The following is an 18,350-nucleotide window of genomic DNA, read 5'->3' on the forward strand; positions in this document are numbered from 1 at the left end:
TTATCTATTTTTAACACAATTATTCTGCTTAATGCAATTATTTTGTCAAAAATTGACTAAAAAAAACGTTTTGATGTATAGTAGATAGTAACTTTGAAACGGAAGAAGGTGTTGACTATGAAAAATATGAATGCGATTGTATCGTCTCATGAGCCTTTGCACACTTTTATAGTCATCGACCGACTTATACACTAGCGATTAGTGTGCCTATTTTGTGTTTGATGAAACCTATGAATGTGCTCAAACGGCTCAGTCATAGGTTTTTTTATATGCAAATAGGAGGAAATTCAATTGAATTTACAAACATTAGGTTTTACACCATTTTTCGAACAGCAATTACGTGATACAAAAAAACAGCTTCATGCTGCACGTATCGTTCAACAACATAAACATGCTTACCGCGTACAAGGGGAACATTTCAATTGGCTTGCGACTGTTAGCGGCAGCTATGCATTTCATTCATTACATGCTACGGATTACCCGGCGATTGGCGATTGGGTACTTGTCGAACAAATGCCTGGCGAGGAAAAATGTTTAATTCATCGCTTACTCGAACGTAAATCCGTATTTACACGCAAAGCAGCTGGCGTCGAAGTGGAAGAACAAGTGGTAGCGGCTAATATTGACATTGTTTTTTTAGTAATGAGCTTAAACGCCGATTTTAATAGTCGCCGCCTTGAACGGTATGTTGTCGCGGCGTGGGAATCTGGTGCTATACCGATTGTCGTTTTGACAAAATCCGATACGTGCGATGATGTCACGCCATTTCTACAAGAAGTTGAAAGCGTGGCGATTGGCGTAGATTATGTTGTGACGAGCATTGTGACGGGTGAAGGGCTCGAAAAATTACAACATTATTTAACACGCGGGAAAACAGCGGCATTGCTCGGCTCATCCGGTGCCGGAAAATCTTCATTGACGAATGCTTTAATGCATAATGAAACGATGAAAGTCGCTCATATTCGTGAAGATGATGCTAAAGGGCGCCACACAACGACTCACCGCGAACTCATACAATTGCCGAGTGGTGCTTGCTTGATTGATACACCGGGTATGCGCGAATTGCACATTTGGAGTGAGCAAAATAGTTTAGAAACAGGCTTTAAAGACATTGAACGTTATGCCAAACAATGCCGCTTTCGCGATTGTACACATCAAAACGAACCTGGTTGTGCCGTACTTGCGGCTGTTGAGCACGGCGAATTAGAAGTCGCTCGCTTACAAAATTATTTTAAATTACTACGCGAAGTCGCATTTATTGAGCGCAAAACGAACGCGCAACAACAACTTGCTGAGAAACGCCGCTTTAAAAAAATAGCAAAACAACAAAAAGCACTAAATACAAAGAGGCTGGGACATACGTGTAACAACACCCTCTAAGATGAGCATAAGAAAAACCGGAATCACGCTGTGGCGCGGTTCCGGTTTTTTGTTGCGAACGCTAAAAAAGGAACAGGAACTGTTTTGTCCCAGTCTCTTTTTGCGTATGAAAAAAACCCTTCGCACGAATCAGCGAAGGGCTCCATTAATTATTCAGTTAAAAAACGTTGCAGTAACGCAATCTCTCGTGCCACATCCGCTTCACCTTCAAGCTGAATTTTTTGTTGCATCGCATCGTTTAATTGCTGCCAAATCGCATCACTTAATGGCGTAAATTGCTCAATTGTAATGCGCGATGACCAATATTTTTCAAAATCACTCGGATAGCGGCGTACGACTTGATCACTAATAAAATACATAGTGCGGAACGTTAAAACGGCTGTCGCACCCGATAAATCGGTGTGCTTATGTTTACAGACAAGCGTTACGTCATCAATTTCATTCAGTTCATACAGGCGCACATAGACAGCTTGCAGCAACGCATAAATCATTTGGCGTTCCTGCCATTGCTCCATATGCACATCCGATTCATGTCGCATTTGATAATCCAACTGGTATAAACGACATTCCACAATATTTAATGCTTCACCAACACGCATATAATCCGTTGCATAATGATTCATGTCGAATCGGCTCCTCTTACTTATTATATTATCCCCATTATACAGCCAATAGGTAAGAGTCTCTATTAAATTGCTTAAAGCGTATGAAAATCCGTTACGTCTTAGAGAATGTTCAGCATATTCGCACACTATTGTATTTTGCACACCATCGTAGACATGTTTACAAATATACATGTCTACGTTTTTTTAATGTTGTGGTGTCCACGAAATAATCGCCGCGTAAAAGCGATGTTTGTATTGATACTGCTCCCCGTCGTATGTAATAAAGTTTTCAAGTGCTTGCTCGACATGAGCTACGTCAAACGTTGTGTCCAATATTTTTTTACTTTGCGCTGCTAGCAACGCTTCCTTCGTTGCATATGTATACGTACGTTCTAACGGCAACATTTGACAATCGGCAAAAATGCCAAGTTGATACAACATATTTAAAATTTCAATATAATCGCGGCGTGGGTATTTAACAGCATAGCCAAATTGTTTGTCGAGTACTTCATAATGTGGTTGAATTGGCCCCGTTGTCATACCGATAATCGCTTTTTTTCGCGCTAGTTCATTCATTTTTAAAAGTGTCGCATTCATATGATACATACGGTAAAAACAATTGACACCAACGACGACATCATGGGCCTCTAGTGGCAATGACTCAAACTTTCCATGAATGAGTTGCGCATTCGTATGGTGTGCTAAATACGCTAACACGCTTTCTGAGCTATCGACACAACTCAATGTTTTCGCGTGCGCCTCTAGCGGAAATGTATAGTTTCCCCAGCCCGGGCCAATTTCTAATACTGAAGCTGTCGGCTCGATATGCGCTTTCATTGCTTCAAAAATAGGAATGGCATGTGGGTCCGTTTGCTTCGGCTTTTTTCGTGCCATCGATTCACGCCAAAACTTTTCCTCTAATGTATCATCGGTCATGCGCTCAGGCATTTTTCCTTCCCAATCGTGCATGCCTTGTTGCCATAATTTTTCAAAATTCATTTTTAATGGGCCTTGCATATGGTTCACTCCTTGTTGCCAGTCTTTGGTTGAAAAAAGGAGCAACAAAAAAGCCCCTGCTTCTCCCACCGAAAAGCATGTTGTTATCAATTAAGTAAATAGGTATCCTGGCTCTGCGTCATTCTCGTTCACACCTTCCCTTTCAGTGGTTCTTGTGAAGTCGTCAGCATTACAGTAGCGGGGGCTGCATAAGTTTTTCACTCATTTCCCTATTCATGTGCGTCTACTTAATTCATAACATAAGCATAGCATGATTGTTCCGATTGTTGTAGATGAAAGTTCATACAATATTCTAAAGTTTGATGGTATCACTTTTGTGAAAAGGGGTATAGTAAGCTGAATCATGCTACATACGATCGAATCCTATCATACGGTGAAGAAAAGGAGCGTTTTTTATGTCAAAACAGCAATTATTCGAGGCGATGACAACAGCCGAGCCAACGTTCGCTGACATCGCAAAAGATATTTGGGAACACCCACAGTTAGGCTATAGTGAGCTGTATGCATCTGACTTACAACAACGTACATTGCGTGACGCTGGATTTCATGTGACTGCCAATATTGGTGAGATCAAAACGGCTTTTGTCGCGGAATGTGGTAGCGGTGCGCCAATTATTGGGATTTTAGGTGAGTTTGATGCATTGCCTGGCTTATCACAAGCTGTCTCACCTACATTACAACCAATCGATGAACATGCACCAGGACATGGCTGTGGACATAATTTACTTGGTACAGCTGGTGTTGAAGCGGTAATCGCGCTAAAAGCTTATATGGACGAGCACAATATTACTGGAACATTGCGTTATTACGGCTGTTCTGCTGAAGAGTTATTGTCAGGAAAAACATTTATGGCACGCGCTGGTGTTTTTGATGATTTAGATATCGTTTATACGTGGCACCCCGGTACGTTTAATATGACGACCAATTTAGCGATGCAAGCATTGTCTAGTGTCGAATTTTTCTTTCATGGTCGTACTGCACATGCTGCCGCTGCCCCGCACTTAGGGCGTAGTGCACTCGATGCTGTTGAACTGACAAATGTTGGCGCCAATTATTTACGTGAACATGTGCCCGATGGCTCGCGCATTCATTATCAAATTACCAATGGTGGCTTAGCGCCCAATGTCGTACCGGACAATGCGAGCGTCCTCTACTTCCTTCGCGGCAAAAACCGCACAGAAGTTGATGATTTATTGCGTCGCCTGCATTTAGTAGCAGAAGGTGCTGCCATGATGACCGAAACATCGGTCACAGTCGAAATTAAAGCAGGATGCTACGATACATTGCCAAATATGACGCTCAATGAAGTGATGTATGCCAATGCGCAGCTGTTGCCAGACATTGCGTACACTGCAGAAGAACAAACTTTTGCAGAAGTGTTGCAACAAAATATTGAGCCGTCTGTTGTAGCAGGCTCAAAAGCATCGATGGCACAAATGGGCTTTGTAGAAGCGGCGGATCTTGCACAAGGCTTCCAACACATCCCACAAATGTTCCGCATGCCAATGCCCGGTTCATCAGATATTGGTGATATCTCATGGATTACACCAATGGGACAAATTATGACGACATGCGCACCGTCTGCTGTCCAACTTCATACGTGGCAGGCGACCGCATCATTCGGCTCTTCTATCGGTATGAAAGGCATGCATTACGCTGCGAAAATTATGGCAGGTGCTGTACTGGATAGCTTCACAGACTCTACTATTATTCAACAAGCACGCGAGGAATTTGACCGCAATCGCGCTGGCATAACATTTAAACCAGCGATTCCCGATGATGTACAGCCACCAAAACCCGTTGTTTCTTAAATCAAACAGGTAGCGCTCAACAGGCGTTACCTGTTTTTTTGTACCGTTTATGGCGTTATTTTAACGGGAATTGAAAATCATACCACTTTTTGAGGGGGGATTCCTATTGGAAAAGATTCAAATTGTAGTAGATGGCAAACCGTATGACGTCGTGGCTGGTAAAATGATTGTCGATACATTAAATGATTTAGCGCTTGCGCATCCACAAGTGTGTTACACGCCACCGCTTAGTACACCGCAAACATGTGATACGTGCATTGCCGAGATCAACGGCAAGTTGATGCGGACGTGCTCAACGCTCATCGAAGCAGGCATGACGATTCAGTTAACATCTGAGGCGGCAGAAGCGGCGCGGAATGAAGCGATGAACCGCCTGTTGCGCAATCACGAGCTATATTGCACAGTTTGTGAAAATAATAATGGCAATTGCAAGCTGCATAATACGGTCGAATTAATGGGCATGGAAGAGCAAGCATATCCATTTGAGCCAAAAATAGACGGGCGTGTAGTCGATAATTCGCATCCGTTTTATCGTTATGACCCAAATCAATGTATTGCTTGCGGGCAATGTGTCGAGGCCTGTCAAACGGTGCAAGTGAATGAGACACTATCAATCGATTGGGAGCGCAGTCGGCCACTTGTCATTTGGGATGACGGTGTGAAAATTAATGATTCCTCTTGTGTCGGCTGTGGGCAATGTGTGACCGTCTGCCCTTGTAATGCACTACAAGAAAAATCAATGATTGGCGAAGCGGGCTATTTAACGGGAATGGAACGTCCACTGTTAAATAAAATGATCGATGTCGTCAAAGATGTTGAACCACCTTATAGTTTAATTTTTGCGTTATCTGATATGGAGTCGCGCATGCGAAAACATCAAATTAAACGCACGAAAACCGTCTGTACATTTTGCGGCGTTGGTTGCTCATTTGAAGTGTGGACGAAGGAACGCAAAATTTTAAAAATCGAACCGAAGCATGGTCCCGTCAATCATATTTCAACATGTGTAAAAGGGAAATTTGGCTATGATTTTGTCAATGATGACGGTCGCTTAACGACGCCTCTTATTCGTCGCGGCGATAAATTTATGGAAGCAAGCTGGGAAGAAGCGATTGCTTTTGCGGCAGAAGGATTGAAACGCACAAAAGAGACATTTGGCAACGATGCAATCGGCGTCATCTCATCGTCGAAAATTACAAATGAAGAAAACTACGTGTTGCAAAAATTTGCACGTCAAATGCTCGGCACAAACAATATCGATAACTGCTCTCGCTATTGTCAAACGCCCGCAACAGAAGGGCTGTTCCGCACAGTAGGCATGGGTGGTGACGCTGGGACGATTGATGATATTGCCTCGGCTAGTCTCGTCCTAATCATCGGAGCCAATTCTGCCGAAGCACATCCGGTCCTCGCCTCTCGTGTCAAACGTGCACAGAAATTTTTTGGTCAAAAATTAATTGTCGCCGATTTGCGAAAAAATGAAATGGCTGAACGTGCCGACCTTTACTTACATCCAAAACAAGGAACCGACCAAGCATGGCTCATGGGTGTCACAAAATATATAATTGATCAAAATTGGCATGATAAAGCTTTTATCGCTGAGAATGTTAACCATTTTGACGCCTATTATGCAAGCCTTGCTCCGTACACATTAGCGTATGTCGAAGAGGTGACAGGCATACCGCAAGCGCAATTAATCGACACAGCGCGTATGATTCACGAAGCAGATGGCACGTGTATTTTATGGGGCATGGGCATTACGCAAAATATCGGCGGTAGTATGGCGAGTGCAGCGATTTCAAACTTGCTGCTCATTACCGGAAATTATCGCCGTCACGGAGCGGGTGCGTATCCACTTCGCGGGCATAACAACGTACAAGGGGCATCTGATATGGGCACATTGCCTAATCATTTTCCTGGTTATCAAAAAATAATGGATGACGCAGCCCGTGCAAAATTCTCAAAAGCCTATGGTGTCGATATTGCAGCAAAGCCTGGACTCAATCATATTCAAATGATGGATGCTATCGGCGAAGGTACGATCCAAGCGCTTTATGTTGTCGGTGAAGAAGTGGCGCTCGTCGACTCAAATTTAAATCAAGCACAGCAATTATTAAGTGACTTGCCATTTCTAATCGTCCAAGATATTACCTTTTCTAAAACGGCTAGTTATGCGGACGTCATTTTACCAGGTGTGCCATCGCTTGAAAAAGAAGGAACTTTTACAAACACGGAGCGCCGCGTCCAGCGTTTGTATCAAGCGCTTCCTGAAAAAGGAAATGCGAAACACGATTGGTGGATTACGCAACAATTAGCAAACGCACTTGGCGGTGATTGGCATTATACCCATCCGAGTGAAATTTTTGCAGAAATGGCGTCGCTCACACCACTATTTGCACAAGCCAATTACGAGGGTTTAAAAGATTGGGGCTATTTTTTCTGGGGAAGTAATGACGGGGCGAGTACACCACTGCTTTATACAGATGGTTTTAACTTCCCTGACAAAAAAGCGCGCCTTGTCATTCATGACTGGGTAAAACCTATAAGCTATGACGTTCAATATGACTTGCAGTTAAATAACGGGCGTTTACTCGAACAATTTCATGAAGGAAATATGACGCGGAAATTGGCCGGTTTAAATAGTCGACTACCGGTCACATTTGTCGAAATATCGCCAGAACTTGCGCAAGAACGCCGTGTTGAAAACGGCACAATGGTACGCCTCATCTCGCCATTTGGCAGCATAAAAGTACCGGCACTTGTAACATCACGTGTGCAACAAAATGAGCTGTTTTTGCCGATGCATACGCGCAACAATGAACATGCCGTTAATATGTTAACCGGTGCGGGGTTCGATGAATTTACAAATACACCTGCTTTTAAACAAACAAAAGTGCGCATGGAAGTGCTCGATGAAAAACGCGCCAATCCGCTACCTAAAAATAATCAGCGAAATCGTAAACGCTATCCCAAAATGGGCGTCGAGGTTGAACGCAAATGGCGGCGCAATGATTATGAGCCGTTAACGGATGAGGGAGGAATGGAACATGGCAAAGCCGATTCACACGATTGAATTACAACAACCAACAGCACAACAAATGGAAGAAGCAAAAATGACGAGCCTCGTACATGAGCTCGCACAAAATGAACAAGCCTTAAAAAAAATACTCTCGATCGTACAGCAACTAGACCATTCGGGAAGCTTAGATGCTGTTGATAGCTTGTTAAAATCCCGTACTGACGTATCACATGTTGTCATCGATCAACTGCAAAAGCAGCCAGCGCAAAATTTAGTGTTACTCGTTCAAGCACTCGCTAGTGTTGGCGCTTTAATTGATGGCGAGCAAACAAAAGCTGTTGTGCACAACTTAAAAGTACAGCAAGAAGAACGTATTGCGGAACGACAAAAAAAACGTAATCCAGTCTTACATGTACTCAAATTAGCGAAAAATCCTGACGTTTGGCAAGCCGCTGCCTTTATGCTCGTGCTATTGAAAAGCGTTGGTCGTGTAGTAAACAAGAAATAACAAAAGCAGGAATTGCGCCTAGTACGCAATTCCTGCTTTTTATCGTGCTTATGATTACTTACCGCCCTCTGTTAACTTAATGTGCTCGGCGTGAGCGACGGATTAACCACCATGCTAATAACATAATCGCGATACCTGCCGCAGCAGTTGTCGCATAGCCTACACCTGTTTGTGGTAATGCGCTCTTCATGCCTTCATTTGTACCTGAAGATGTTGTACCGGCAGTTGTTGTAGCGCCAGATGCTTGGGGTTGATTTGTATACGTCGTTGTTGTTCTCACGGCTGGTGGTGCTGCATTATTTGGTGTATTGCTTCCAGTTATCGTAGTTGGCGTTCCTGGAGTACTTGGCGTACCCGGAGTTCCTGGTGTACCCGGAGTTCCCGGTGTACCTGGTGTTCCCGGTGTACCTGGTGTTCCCGGTGTACCCGGTGTTCCCGGTGTTCCTGGTGTTCCCGGTGTTCCCGGTTCTTCCGGCGGTGCCTCATATGCTTTCCAGTTGATAAATGAAATTAATACCGGATATGCTGCATCCTCTACAATCGTAAATTTCATTGGTGTTTTCGTTAAAATATAGCCTTTCAATGCTTTCGTTTCGACAAAAGTATAGTCTCCTGGTTTCAAGTTACTAACGGTAATTTGACCATTTTCATCTGTTACAAGACTTTGCTGAAGCATCGTGCCGTCGCTGCGTTTTAAGTTAAAGACAACGCCTGCTAATGCGGCTCCTGTTTTACCGTCTACCTTTGTCAGCATGACTGTACCCGTGTGCATTTTATTTGTTTTTGTTACATAATTCATGCTGTGCGAGCCTTTAGCAATGGTTACTTTTACAGGCGTCGCATCTAGTTTGTAGCCCGCTGGTGCTTTCGTTTCAACGAAGTAGTAGTCACCCGGCTCTAAATCGCTAACAGCAATTTGACCCGCTGCGTTTGTCACAAGGTCTGATTTCACGACATTGCCACCACTATCTTGCAGTTTAAAGATTGCACCTGCTAACGCTATCTTCGTATCTTCATCGACTTTCGTTAGAACTACACTACCGCGTTCTAACTCATTCGTTTTCGTTACGTGTACAGCAGCTGATTGATTCGCTGAAATCGTAAATGCAACTGGTGTAGCATCAAGTTTATAACCTACTGGCGCTTTCGTTTCGACGAAGCTATAGGCACCCGGTGCTAATTGTTCAATCATAATTTGACCCGCTGCATTCGTTGTTAAACCTTCTTTAACCGTCTTGCCTGATGCATCGACTACGTTGAATGTTGCGCCTGCTAATGCATGACCAGATTTTTTATCCGTTTTCGTCAGCACAACACTACCCGTATCAAGTTTATTCGTTTTTGAGACATAAGCCGTCTCGCCCGTTTTTACGGTGAATGATACAGGGTCTGCATTCAGTTTATAACCTGTTGGTGCTTTTGTTTCGACGAAGCTATAGTTACCACGCTCAAAATCTGTGACAACAATTTTACCTGTAGCATCCGTCGTTAAACCTGTTTTGACAACGACATTTTGTGCGTTGCGTAGTTCAAATACAGCTCCTGGCAATCCCTTTTTCGTATCCGCATCCATTTTCGTTAATACGACGTTTCCTTTTAGGATTGGCGGAACAATAATTGTTTTCTTGTTGTTAAATTCATAGCGGAATGATGGATGCTCTTTTGTTAATTTAAAGCTTGGCATTTCGCTACTTAAGTTGTACCCGCTCGGTGCACTAATTTCCTTGAAGTAGTAGTTACTACCAAGTGGTAAGCTATGCGCCGTCACATAACCTGATGAGTCTGACGTGTATTTACCATACAGCACGCCATCTTTGTACAGCTCAAACGTTGCATTCGCTAATGGTTTTTTCGTAACACTATCCACTTTCAATAATGTTGCGCTACCAAGCTCTGGTGGTGTGACAACTTTTTTATTCATCACTTCACGCTGGAATGTCGCATGTTCTGCATTCAGCATAAATTTAATTGGCGCATCATTTAAAACATAGCCTGCTGGAGCTGTGACTTCTTTAAAGTAGTAAGCACCGTATGGTAAATCTTTCACGAGTACGACACCATCTGTACCTGTCGTCATCGCCGCGCCATATGGCTTATCATCTTTGTATAACTGGAATACTGCGCCAGCTAATGGATGACCATTTTCATCTACTTTAATTAATGTTGCGCTACCTGTCTTAGCCGGAATGAATTTATTAACGGCATCGACTTTCACTTTACCGCCATGTTTCGTCACTTCGACTGGATAAAGTTTTGTTAAATCTGCTTCATAACCTGCCGGAGCGCTCATTTCTTTGAAGTAGTAGTCGCCCACTTGAACATGGTCAACTGTCGCATATCCATCCGCACCGGATGTTGCTTGGCCTACATAGGCTCCGTCTTTCGTGAATAAGTGGAATACCGCACCCGCAAGTGGTTTTCCGTGTTCATCCACTTTCTTAATCATCGCTTTTGATTTTTCTGGTTCTGGATTTACTTTGTCATTTTTAAAGACCGTCGTAAAGTTCTTATGCTCTTTTGAAATCGTAAATTTAATTGGTGTTGAATCCAATTTGTAGCCTTCTGGCGCAGCGATTTCAATAAAGTAGTAGTCACCGTATGCTAATTTCGTGACGGTTGCGACACCATTGTCATTTGTCACGACTGGTTCGCCTACTTTTTGTCCATCTCTGTATAACTGGAATACGGCCCCTTGCAGTGGTTTATGATCATCGACTTTACGAATCGATGCTGAACCATATTTTTCTTCCACTGTCGATTTTTTATTTTCTATGACGATTTTCGAATGATGGTTACTCCCTTTTTCTTTATCGCCAACAGTAAATGGATACGCTTGATTATTTTTATCATAACCTGTTGGTGCTACTAACTCCTTAAAGTAGTAGCTACCCGCTTCTAAACCTGTGACTGTGGCGATACCATTTGCTCCGGTCGTAATTTTTGTTACCGGTTCATTGCTACCCGCTTTGTAAACACCAAACACTGCGCCTGCTAACACTTTCTTTTTATCGTATTTATCAACTTTTAGTAGCTGTGCGTCATATAATGTTGGTGTAGAAATTGGTGTATTCGTTAATGCTAATTTTGGATAGTAACGATCATCTTCACTCGTTGCCTTATCATTTGGAAGGCTGAAGTATAATTTTGTTGCGTTCAATTCATAACCTGGCAATGCTTCTACTTCTTGAATGTAGTAGTCACCCATTGGTAGGTCACCTTGGTTAATTTGTCCCCATTCATTGGTTTCTACTGTAATAAATTCATTTGTATTCGCATTGACGATGTTAAATTTAACGCCTGCCAACACTTTACCATCATTGGCATCTGTTTTCGTTAAACGTACAGACCCTACTTTTGGTGTTGTTTTTTCATTTTCAACTTTGACACTACCCCATGCTGAATGAATACCTGCCACTACTTTTTGGAATCCAGCATTTGGTTCATAACCATCTAACGCTTTCACTTCTTGGAAGTAATACGTCGCGCCAAGTGTTAAACCTGTGACCATAATAACACCCTTTTGCGTTGTATACACTGTATCTGATACTGGTTTGTGATCGGCATCATATAGTTTAAATTGAACGCCTGTTAATGGTTCTTGTGTCTCTTTGTCGACTTTCATTAATTTCACGACACCAAAACCATTTTTCACAAATTCATTTTTTACGACGACAAAATTCTGCTTGTGTCGGTCGTCTCCTTTTCGATCGCTCACCGTCACTTTAAATTTATCATCAATCAGTTTATAGCCCGGTGGTGCAACCGTTTCTTTGAAGTAGTACGTTCCCGGTGCCAAATTATTCACTTCGATATAGCCTTCGTTATTCGTTGTTCCTTCGCCCACTTGTTTACCATCTTTATCAAGTAACACGAATGTGGCACCTTTTAATGCTTTCCCTGTATCCTTATCAATTTTCTTTAAAGCCACGCTACCTTTTTTATCATGCGTGTTCTTTTTATTAAAGAATACGAGCGAAGCTTCACACTTATCTTTCCCTTTTACTTTGTGTTTATCAGCATCAATTGTAATGGTTTGCGTTTGCGTTACTTTTTCATAGCCTGCTGGCGCAACCGTTTCTTCAACAATATACGTTGTATCAACCGGTAAGTTGCCAATAACGAGCGCGCCGTCAGCATTTGTAATGCCTGAGCCCACGACTTCACCCGTTGCTTTATTTGTTACTTTAAACTCAGCACCTGGTAACAATGCTTTTGATTCCTGGTCTTTTTTAATAATCGTTAATTCGCCTGTTTTTGCTGGTTTTTCTTTTTCATTGTAAAATACAACATGTTTATTCGAGTCTTTACCGCCAACTTTTACTGTTTGACTCGCCGTTAAGGCTTTATAACCGTCTGGCGCTTTCGTTTCAACAACCGTATATTCACCAGCTGCTAGTCCAGTAAATTGAACAACACCATTTGAGCCCGTAACTTTCGAGTCAACTACTTGATCACCTAATTTTACGACAAACTGAGCACCTGACAATGGTGTCTTTTTATCAGCTGCATCTTTTTTATAAATGGTAATGCTATGTTTACCTTGTGGAGGTGTGTGTGTTTTCTTATTAAAGAACACGAGTGACACGGTGTGATCTTTATAGAAACTCACCGATTGTGCACCTGTTACGGCTTCATAACCTTCCGGTGCTTTTATTTCTTCCACGGTATACTTGCCTTTGACATCTAAATCGCTAAATGTCGCCGTTCCACTTGGCCCTGTCGTTAATGTCTGTTTCACAACGCCCTGCTCTTTCAGCGCAAATGTCGCACCTGCAAGTAACTCGCCGGTATCTTTATCTTTTTTGTAGACTGTCACACTTCCTTTTTCTGTTGGAGGAGGCGCCTTTGGACTATTGAAAAATGTGACATATTTTTCGGTACCCGCTGTAATCGTTTTCTGAGCATCGAGTAAGGTGTACCCTTCTGGTGCGCTCGTTTCTGTCACGGTATATTGTTTGCCGACAATCAAGTCAGAAAAAGTGACGACACCAGAAGCATTTGTAACCCCTGTTTTAACCGTACCGCTACCATCTTGTGCTTTAACGCTAAATGCGGCACCTGCTAACTTTTTGTTTGTTCCTGTTGCTAACTTCGTAATCGTTAACGTTGTTTTTTCTTCAACAGGAGCCAATTTTTCATTATAAAAAGCAATTCGGTTGTGGCTTTGATAAAGCGTATGCGTTTTCGGGGTTGAATTCAGCTTATACCCCGGCGGCGCATCTATTTCAGTAATGATATACGTTTTACCGACAATTAAACCATTCACATTTACAAAGCCCGGATTTTGCGTTGTTACATTCGCATTGAAACTACCATCCTGTGCTTTAACATTAAATGTCGCACCTGCTAACGGTTTATTTGTACCCGTTTCATATTTCGTAATCGCTAAATTTGATTTCGTTGTTTGTGGATTTCCCTGGTTGTTATTTTCCCCTGTCGTTGGTGCGCGTGGCTGTTCAGGATTCCCTTTTTGGCCGTCATCTTTTGTTGAAGAATCATTCGATGCAGGTGGTGCTTGTGTAGCTGGTTGTTGCTGTGTGCTACTACCTGGTGAATCATTTGTTCCTTTAGAATCGGGAGTCTGAGTTGCAGGTTGATCTTCTGTCTGCCCAGTATCTTCCGAAGCTTTTGGTTGTGCGCTAGGCTCTTGACTTGTAACTGTAGACTGTCCACTATCTGTTGCGTTACCTTCTGCGACAGCTATTGAATTCATCGCCGGTGATACGAAGACAAATGTAGCTGCGAGCATAATCGCAAATCTCTCTACTAGCGTTTTCTTCATTGGCCTTACTCCTTTCTATTATTTTTGGTGGAAAAATATGAAAAAAACATCAAGAAAAAGCGAAAAATAGTTATTTTATTCGCATTTTATCAAGATATCTTTCCCCGTATAGTCATATTTTCCTCATATTTTTTAGTCGAAACATAAAATAGCAAATTTGAGTTCAATAACTTAGTTAAAATAGCATAAATATGTAATAAGTCAGAAAATTTAAAAAAGAATAATGTATAAAAAATCCAGTGATTTATTCATGCACTAGGTATTTTGAGAATAAAAAAAGCCTCGCTTCACGCGAGGCTTTTTGCCTATATACTATTTATTCGGTTGAATAATTGCCGCTGCTTGCTCTAATGTCACCATATTCGTTGCCATTGATAATGCCGCTTCAATAATCGGAAATGCGAGTACTGCACCTGAACCTTCACCTAAACGCATATTCATATGTAGCATTGGTTCGATTCCTAAACGTGCTGCCGCAATTTTAGCACCAGGCTCTTCCGATGCATGAGAAGCAAGCACATAATCTTTCACATGAGGATTTAATTCAGCTGCAATCAACGCAGCGACCGTTGAGATATAACCATCAACAACGATTGGTACACGATGCGCAGCTGCAGCTAATGTGACACCTGCCATCGCACCAATTTCTAAACCACCGACTTTTGCCAACACATCGATGGCATCATCTTTATTTGGCTCATTTAACACAATCGCCTTACGAATGACGTCCGCTTTATAGGCAATACCACCAGCTCCAACGCCAGCCCCAAAGCCTGTCACATCAAGTGGATCACAGCCTTCTAACACCGACAAAATGGCCGCACTTGGCGTCGTGTTTGCAATGCCCATCTCACCCGTTGCTAACAAATTCACACCTTGTTGAATTTGCTCGTTCGCTACTTCAATACCGACTTCAATCGAACGAATCGCTTCTTCTCGGCTCATCGCAGGACCTTTCGCCATATTATTAGTGCCATACTTTACTTTTTTCAAAATTATACCCGCATCAGCCGGTAAATCTTCTAATACGCCAACATCGACTGGTACAACTGCCGCACCAACGGATTTTGCGATGGCACATACGCCAGTCGTTCCTTTCGGGAAGCCTAACGTTTGGAAAACCGTGACATCTTGCGGATTTGTCGTCACGCCCTCATCATAAACCCCGTGGTCGCCAGCACAAACGATAACTGCTTTTTTTTGAATTTCAGGAAATGTGCCATCGTTCATCGCAGCCATTTTTGCTGCAATGCGTTCTAGCTTTCCTAAACTTTTCGGTGGTTTTGCGAGCGAGTCGATATAGTGCTCCGCTTCATCGTAGCTCGCCTGATTCGTTGCTGTAATTTGCTCAATTGTTTGTTGTAATAATGACATGTTTTTTTCCTCCTCATTGTCTACACAAAACAAAAAGCCTGTAGCTTATTTGCATCGCAAATAAACTACAGACTTTTCCATCGTCTATACGTACGTGTACAGCGTTAGGCAGGTCTCCTGGCTTCAGGTCATGACCGTATGCACACCTTCCCGAAAATTCAGTGGTTTATCGACATACGATTCGCTGTTACAGTGGCGGGACCGCTAAAGTTTTGCACTTTATTCCCTATTCTCTCTATTGCTAGAGCACCTAATGCTTTATGTAGTTACACTTACTGTATCGTAATTTGAATAATCAGTCAATATCCTTTTGTACATCAGCCCACATGCGGCTAACAATTTTTTCGGTTGGACGATTGCGCCCACTAAATGGCCCCTCTTTCGTCATCGGTGCTTGTAAATCAACTAAAAAGACAAGCACGACACTATCTTCCGTTAATGTTAGCTCTATTAAATCATGCCCCGTTGCACCGTCACGCTTCATCAATGTTTCACCATTTATCAATACAGCCCCATCAAAAACATAAAGACATGTCGCATAATCTTCATACGTTGGAAGTGTATAGCTTTCGCCGGCTTTCCCATATAAATCATAAAGGTAAACATTTTGGCGAATGACAAGCGGTGCATTGGCTGGCGCTGCAATTAAGCGAAAATCATCCTGTGGCTCATAGTCAGCAAAATGGACTGCTGGTGCTAAATCAACTTCGCGAGGGCGCACAAAAATTTGCAGCATTTCTACGTCCATATTAGGCGTTCCTTCTTGATGGAAAAAGCTCTCTCCTGCGCTCATTAACATATAACGATTTTCACGAATCGTTTCATACGAGCCATGTGAATCTTCATGGACAAACTCTCCGCGAACGAGATAACTAATAATCTCGTCATTTTTATGCTCATGCATTTTAATGACCGTTCCCTTACGAATCACCGCATGATCAAATGATTGCAGTGGACCAAAAGCATAATCTTCTTTTTCGACATCGCCACCTGCAATGCCAGGCCATTGTGCACGAAATTGAATCATCTGTCCGACTTGATCAAATGAATCCTTACTTCTAAAAATTTTCATTCATTTTCTCCTTTTTGTATAGGAATTTGTTGACATTATCATAGCCAAGAAACAATCAATAAGCAAACAATTGAACAAAAAAAACCAAGAACCCGCACAGAGCGTGTTCTTGGGTGATGTTATTTCTTCGGCGCACCGCTTTTAATAACAACGCCGCCAATTAATAATAGGACGATACCGATTATGCCGCCGATAAGTTCAGGAATCACGACTTTATCATAACGGAAATAATTTACAACAAAATTACCGCCAAAAATAATGACCATAATTAAGCCGAGTGAATTTAAAAATTTCTTATTTTTCATGTTGTCACCTCATCATTTCCATTGTACTAAAAATATGCGCAATGACAAACAATTTATAACGGCTTCAGTGCTGTAGCAGTCTGTCGCTTCATATAAAACGAACGAATAATGCCCGCTAATGGCAATAAATATAAATAACTCGCAAAGAAAATGCTCGCAACCGGCGCATCAATCGCCGCAAGTGGTACAGCGCACGCAATCGACCACGGAATGAGTGGCGGAATAACGATAGCTGTATCTGCAAGCATACTCGCTGTTTTTTTATCATCGTCATAAATGTCTTTATTTAACTGATACGTCAACATGACCGCAAGCGTTTGATTGCACGAAATCATAATCGCCACAATCGACACGACGGTACCGGTAAAGAAATTCGTCGTTTTATCGGCTAAAAGCTCGACGCTATGCTGGACACTTTCTAGCATATTCGTGCCGTTAAAAATACCGAAGTACGATGACGATAAACAGACAATCGCAATGACATTGACCATCGACACAATGCCGCCCCCGTCAAGCATCGCACCAAGCTGCATATTGTCTGCCACATAGCCACCCCAAAGCGTCGAAGCAATTTCTGCCATCGACATCTGCTGTACGACTGCGCAAATGACAATGCCAGAAACAATGCTAATAAACATCGTTGGCTTAATTTTCATTTTCAATAGAAGCAACACAAAAATAAGTGCCGCCGGAATGAGCGTATAACCGTTTAATACGAAGCTATCTGCGAAAATATCGGTCACATGATTCACTACTTTGTCTGGCGTATGAATAAAGCCTAAAATAATATAAATGATGCTCGTTATCGCAAACGGAATCGCCGCTGTTTTAATCATTTGACGAATATGCTCAAACAATTTCATATGCGTCAATTCACAAACAAGTAGCGCACTCGTAGACATTGGCGAGCAGCGATCCCCAAAATAAATACCGGATAAAATGGCGCCTGCCACAAATAGCGGATTTTCACCCATGACATTGCCAATCGTCATACAAATAACGCCAACTGTTGCAACGGTACCAAATGCCGTACCGGTTAACACTGACACCAAGCAATTGAGTAAAAAGACGACGATAATAAAAATCGATGGCACAAGGAAACCTGTTGCTACATCAATAATCATCGGAATCGTCCCGGCAGCGCGCCAAATCCCGGTCATCATGCCAATCAGCACAAAAATAAACAACATGCCTTTAATTTGGCGAATGCCGTCCCATGAAAAGTGCATCATCTCGCGCACAGCGTGTCCTTTTTTCAAGCCATACATAAAAAAGAGCAAGTAACCAAATGCGAGTGCCCACAAAATCGATTGCTCGAATGCGACACAAAGCAATAAGCTACATGCAAATAATCCAAAAACGATAAATTCCATTCCTCACACAGCTTTCTTGCATTTTTCTGACGTAAGTTTACTGATGTTTCGCCACTTGTGCAATGCCTTCTGTGTGTTTGTTGCAAATTAAGTCATAATTCATA

11 protein-coding genes and 2 riboswitches are annotated in these 18,350 nt (G+C 42.4%); of the genes, 4 read left to right on the forward strand and 7 right to left on the reverse strand.

Features of this window, described 5'->3' with window-relative positions:
• Positions 1 to 291: 291 nt before the first annotated feature.
• Positions 292 to 1,380 carry a ribosome small subunit-dependent GTPase A gene (rsgA, locus tag V514_RS0111850; protein ID WP_029500149.1) on the forward strand — a complete coding sequence of 363 codons (1,089 nt, stop codon included), beginning with the start codon at positions 292 to 294 and terminating at the stop codon, positions 1,378 to 1,380.
• Between the two features lie 149 nt (positions 1,381 to 1,529).
• Here rsgA and V514_RS0111855 read toward each other — a convergent pair whose 3' ends face one another.
• Positions 1,530 to 2,003, reverse strand: coding sequence for a hypothetical protein (locus tag V514_RS0111855; RefSeq protein ID WP_029500150.1), 474 nt, complete (start codon positions 2,001 to 2,003; stop codon positions 1,530 to 1,532).
• 186 nt (positions 2,004 to 2,189) lie between these two features.
• Complete coding sequence (locus V514_RS0111860) at positions 2,190 to 3,002, reverse strand: class I SAM-dependent methyltransferase (RefSeq protein ID WP_029500151.1); 813 nt, start codon at positions 3,000 to 3,002, stop codon at positions 2,190 to 2,192.
• A gap of 80 nt (positions 3,003 to 3,082) precedes the next feature.
• A riboswitch (cobalamin riboswitch) is annotated at positions 3,083 to 3,248 on the reverse strand.
• Positions 3,249 to 3,397: 149 nt separating this feature from the next.
• Between V514_RS0111860 and V514_RS0111865 the strand changes: the two genes are divergently transcribed.
• The 3 genes from V514_RS0111865 to V514_RS0111875 all read left to right on the forward strand — a co-directional run bounded on the left by V514_RS0111865 (position 3,398) and on the right by V514_RS0111875 (position 8,340).
• Entirely contained in the window at positions 3,398 to 4,813 is a 1,416-nt protein-coding gene (locus tag V514_RS0111865) for an amidohydrolase (RefSeq protein ID WP_029500152.1), read from the forward strand.
• Positions 4,814 to 4,919: 106 nt separating this feature from the next.
• Positions 4,920 to 7,886 carry a formate dehydrogenase subunit alpha gene (gene fdhF / locus V514_RS0111870; RefSeq protein WP_029500153.1) on the forward strand — a complete coding sequence of 989 codons (2,967 nt, stop codon included), beginning with the start codon at positions 4,920 to 4,922 and terminating at the stop codon, positions 7,884 to 7,886.
• The gene (locus V514_RS0111875) at positions 7,861 to 8,340 is read left to right on the forward strand and encodes a DUF1641 domain-containing protein (protein WP_029500154.1); all 480 of its coding nucleotides are present in this window, start codon (positions 7,861 to 7,863) and stop codon (positions 8,338 to 8,340) included. Before fdhF ends, V514_RS0111875 begins: the two co-directional genes overlap by 26 nt.
• Before the next feature lie 76 nt (positions 8,341 to 8,416).
• Here V514_RS0111875 and V514_RS0111880 read toward each other — a convergent pair whose 3' ends face one another.
• From V514_RS0111880 to V514_RS0111900, 5 genes are all read right to left on the reverse strand, one after another.
• Entirely contained in the window at positions 8,417 to 14,122 is a 5,706-nt protein-coding gene (locus V514_RS0111880; RefSeq protein WP_029500155.1) for a SpaA isopeptide-forming pilin-related protein, read from the reverse strand.
• Between the two features lie 312 nt (positions 14,123 to 14,434).
• Positions 14,435 to 15,496, reverse strand: coding sequence for a nicotinate-nucleotide--dimethylbenzimidazole phosphoribosyltransferase (gene cobT / locus V514_RS0111885; protein WP_029500156.1), 1,062 nt, complete (start codon positions 15,494 to 15,496; stop codon positions 14,435 to 14,437).
• Positions 15,497 to 15,586: 90 nt separating this feature from the next.
• Positions 15,587 to 15,765, reverse strand: a riboswitch (cobalamin riboswitch).
• Between the two features lie 26 nt (positions 15,766 to 15,791).
• Positions 15,792 to 16,568, reverse strand: a complete 777-nt coding sequence (locus V514_RS19180; RefSeq protein WP_029500157.1) for a pirin family protein — start codon at positions 16,566 to 16,568, stop codon at positions 15,792 to 15,794.
• Positions 16,569 to 16,687: 119 nt separating this feature from the next.
• Positions 16,688 to 16,873: a hypothetical protein gene (locus tag V514_RS0111895; protein WP_029500158.1), complete on the reverse strand. Its 186-nt coding sequence runs from the start codon at positions 16,871 to 16,873 to the stop codon at positions 16,688 to 16,690.
• Positions 16,874 to 16,926: 53 nt separating this feature from the next.
• Positions 16,927 to 18,246 carry a Na+/H+ antiporter NhaC family protein gene (locus V514_RS0111900; RefSeq protein ID WP_029500159.1) on the reverse strand — a complete coding sequence of 440 codons (1,320 nt, stop codon included), beginning with the start codon at positions 18,244 to 18,246 and terminating at the stop codon, positions 16,927 to 16,929.
• Positions 18,247 to 18,350 lie beyond the last annotated feature (104 nt).

The organism is Kurthia huakuii LAM0618 (assembly GCF_000505545.1).
In the GTDB taxonomy this organism is placed as follows: domain Bacteria; phylum Bacillota; class Bacilli; order Bacillales_A; family Planococcaceae; genus Kurthia; species Kurthia huakuii.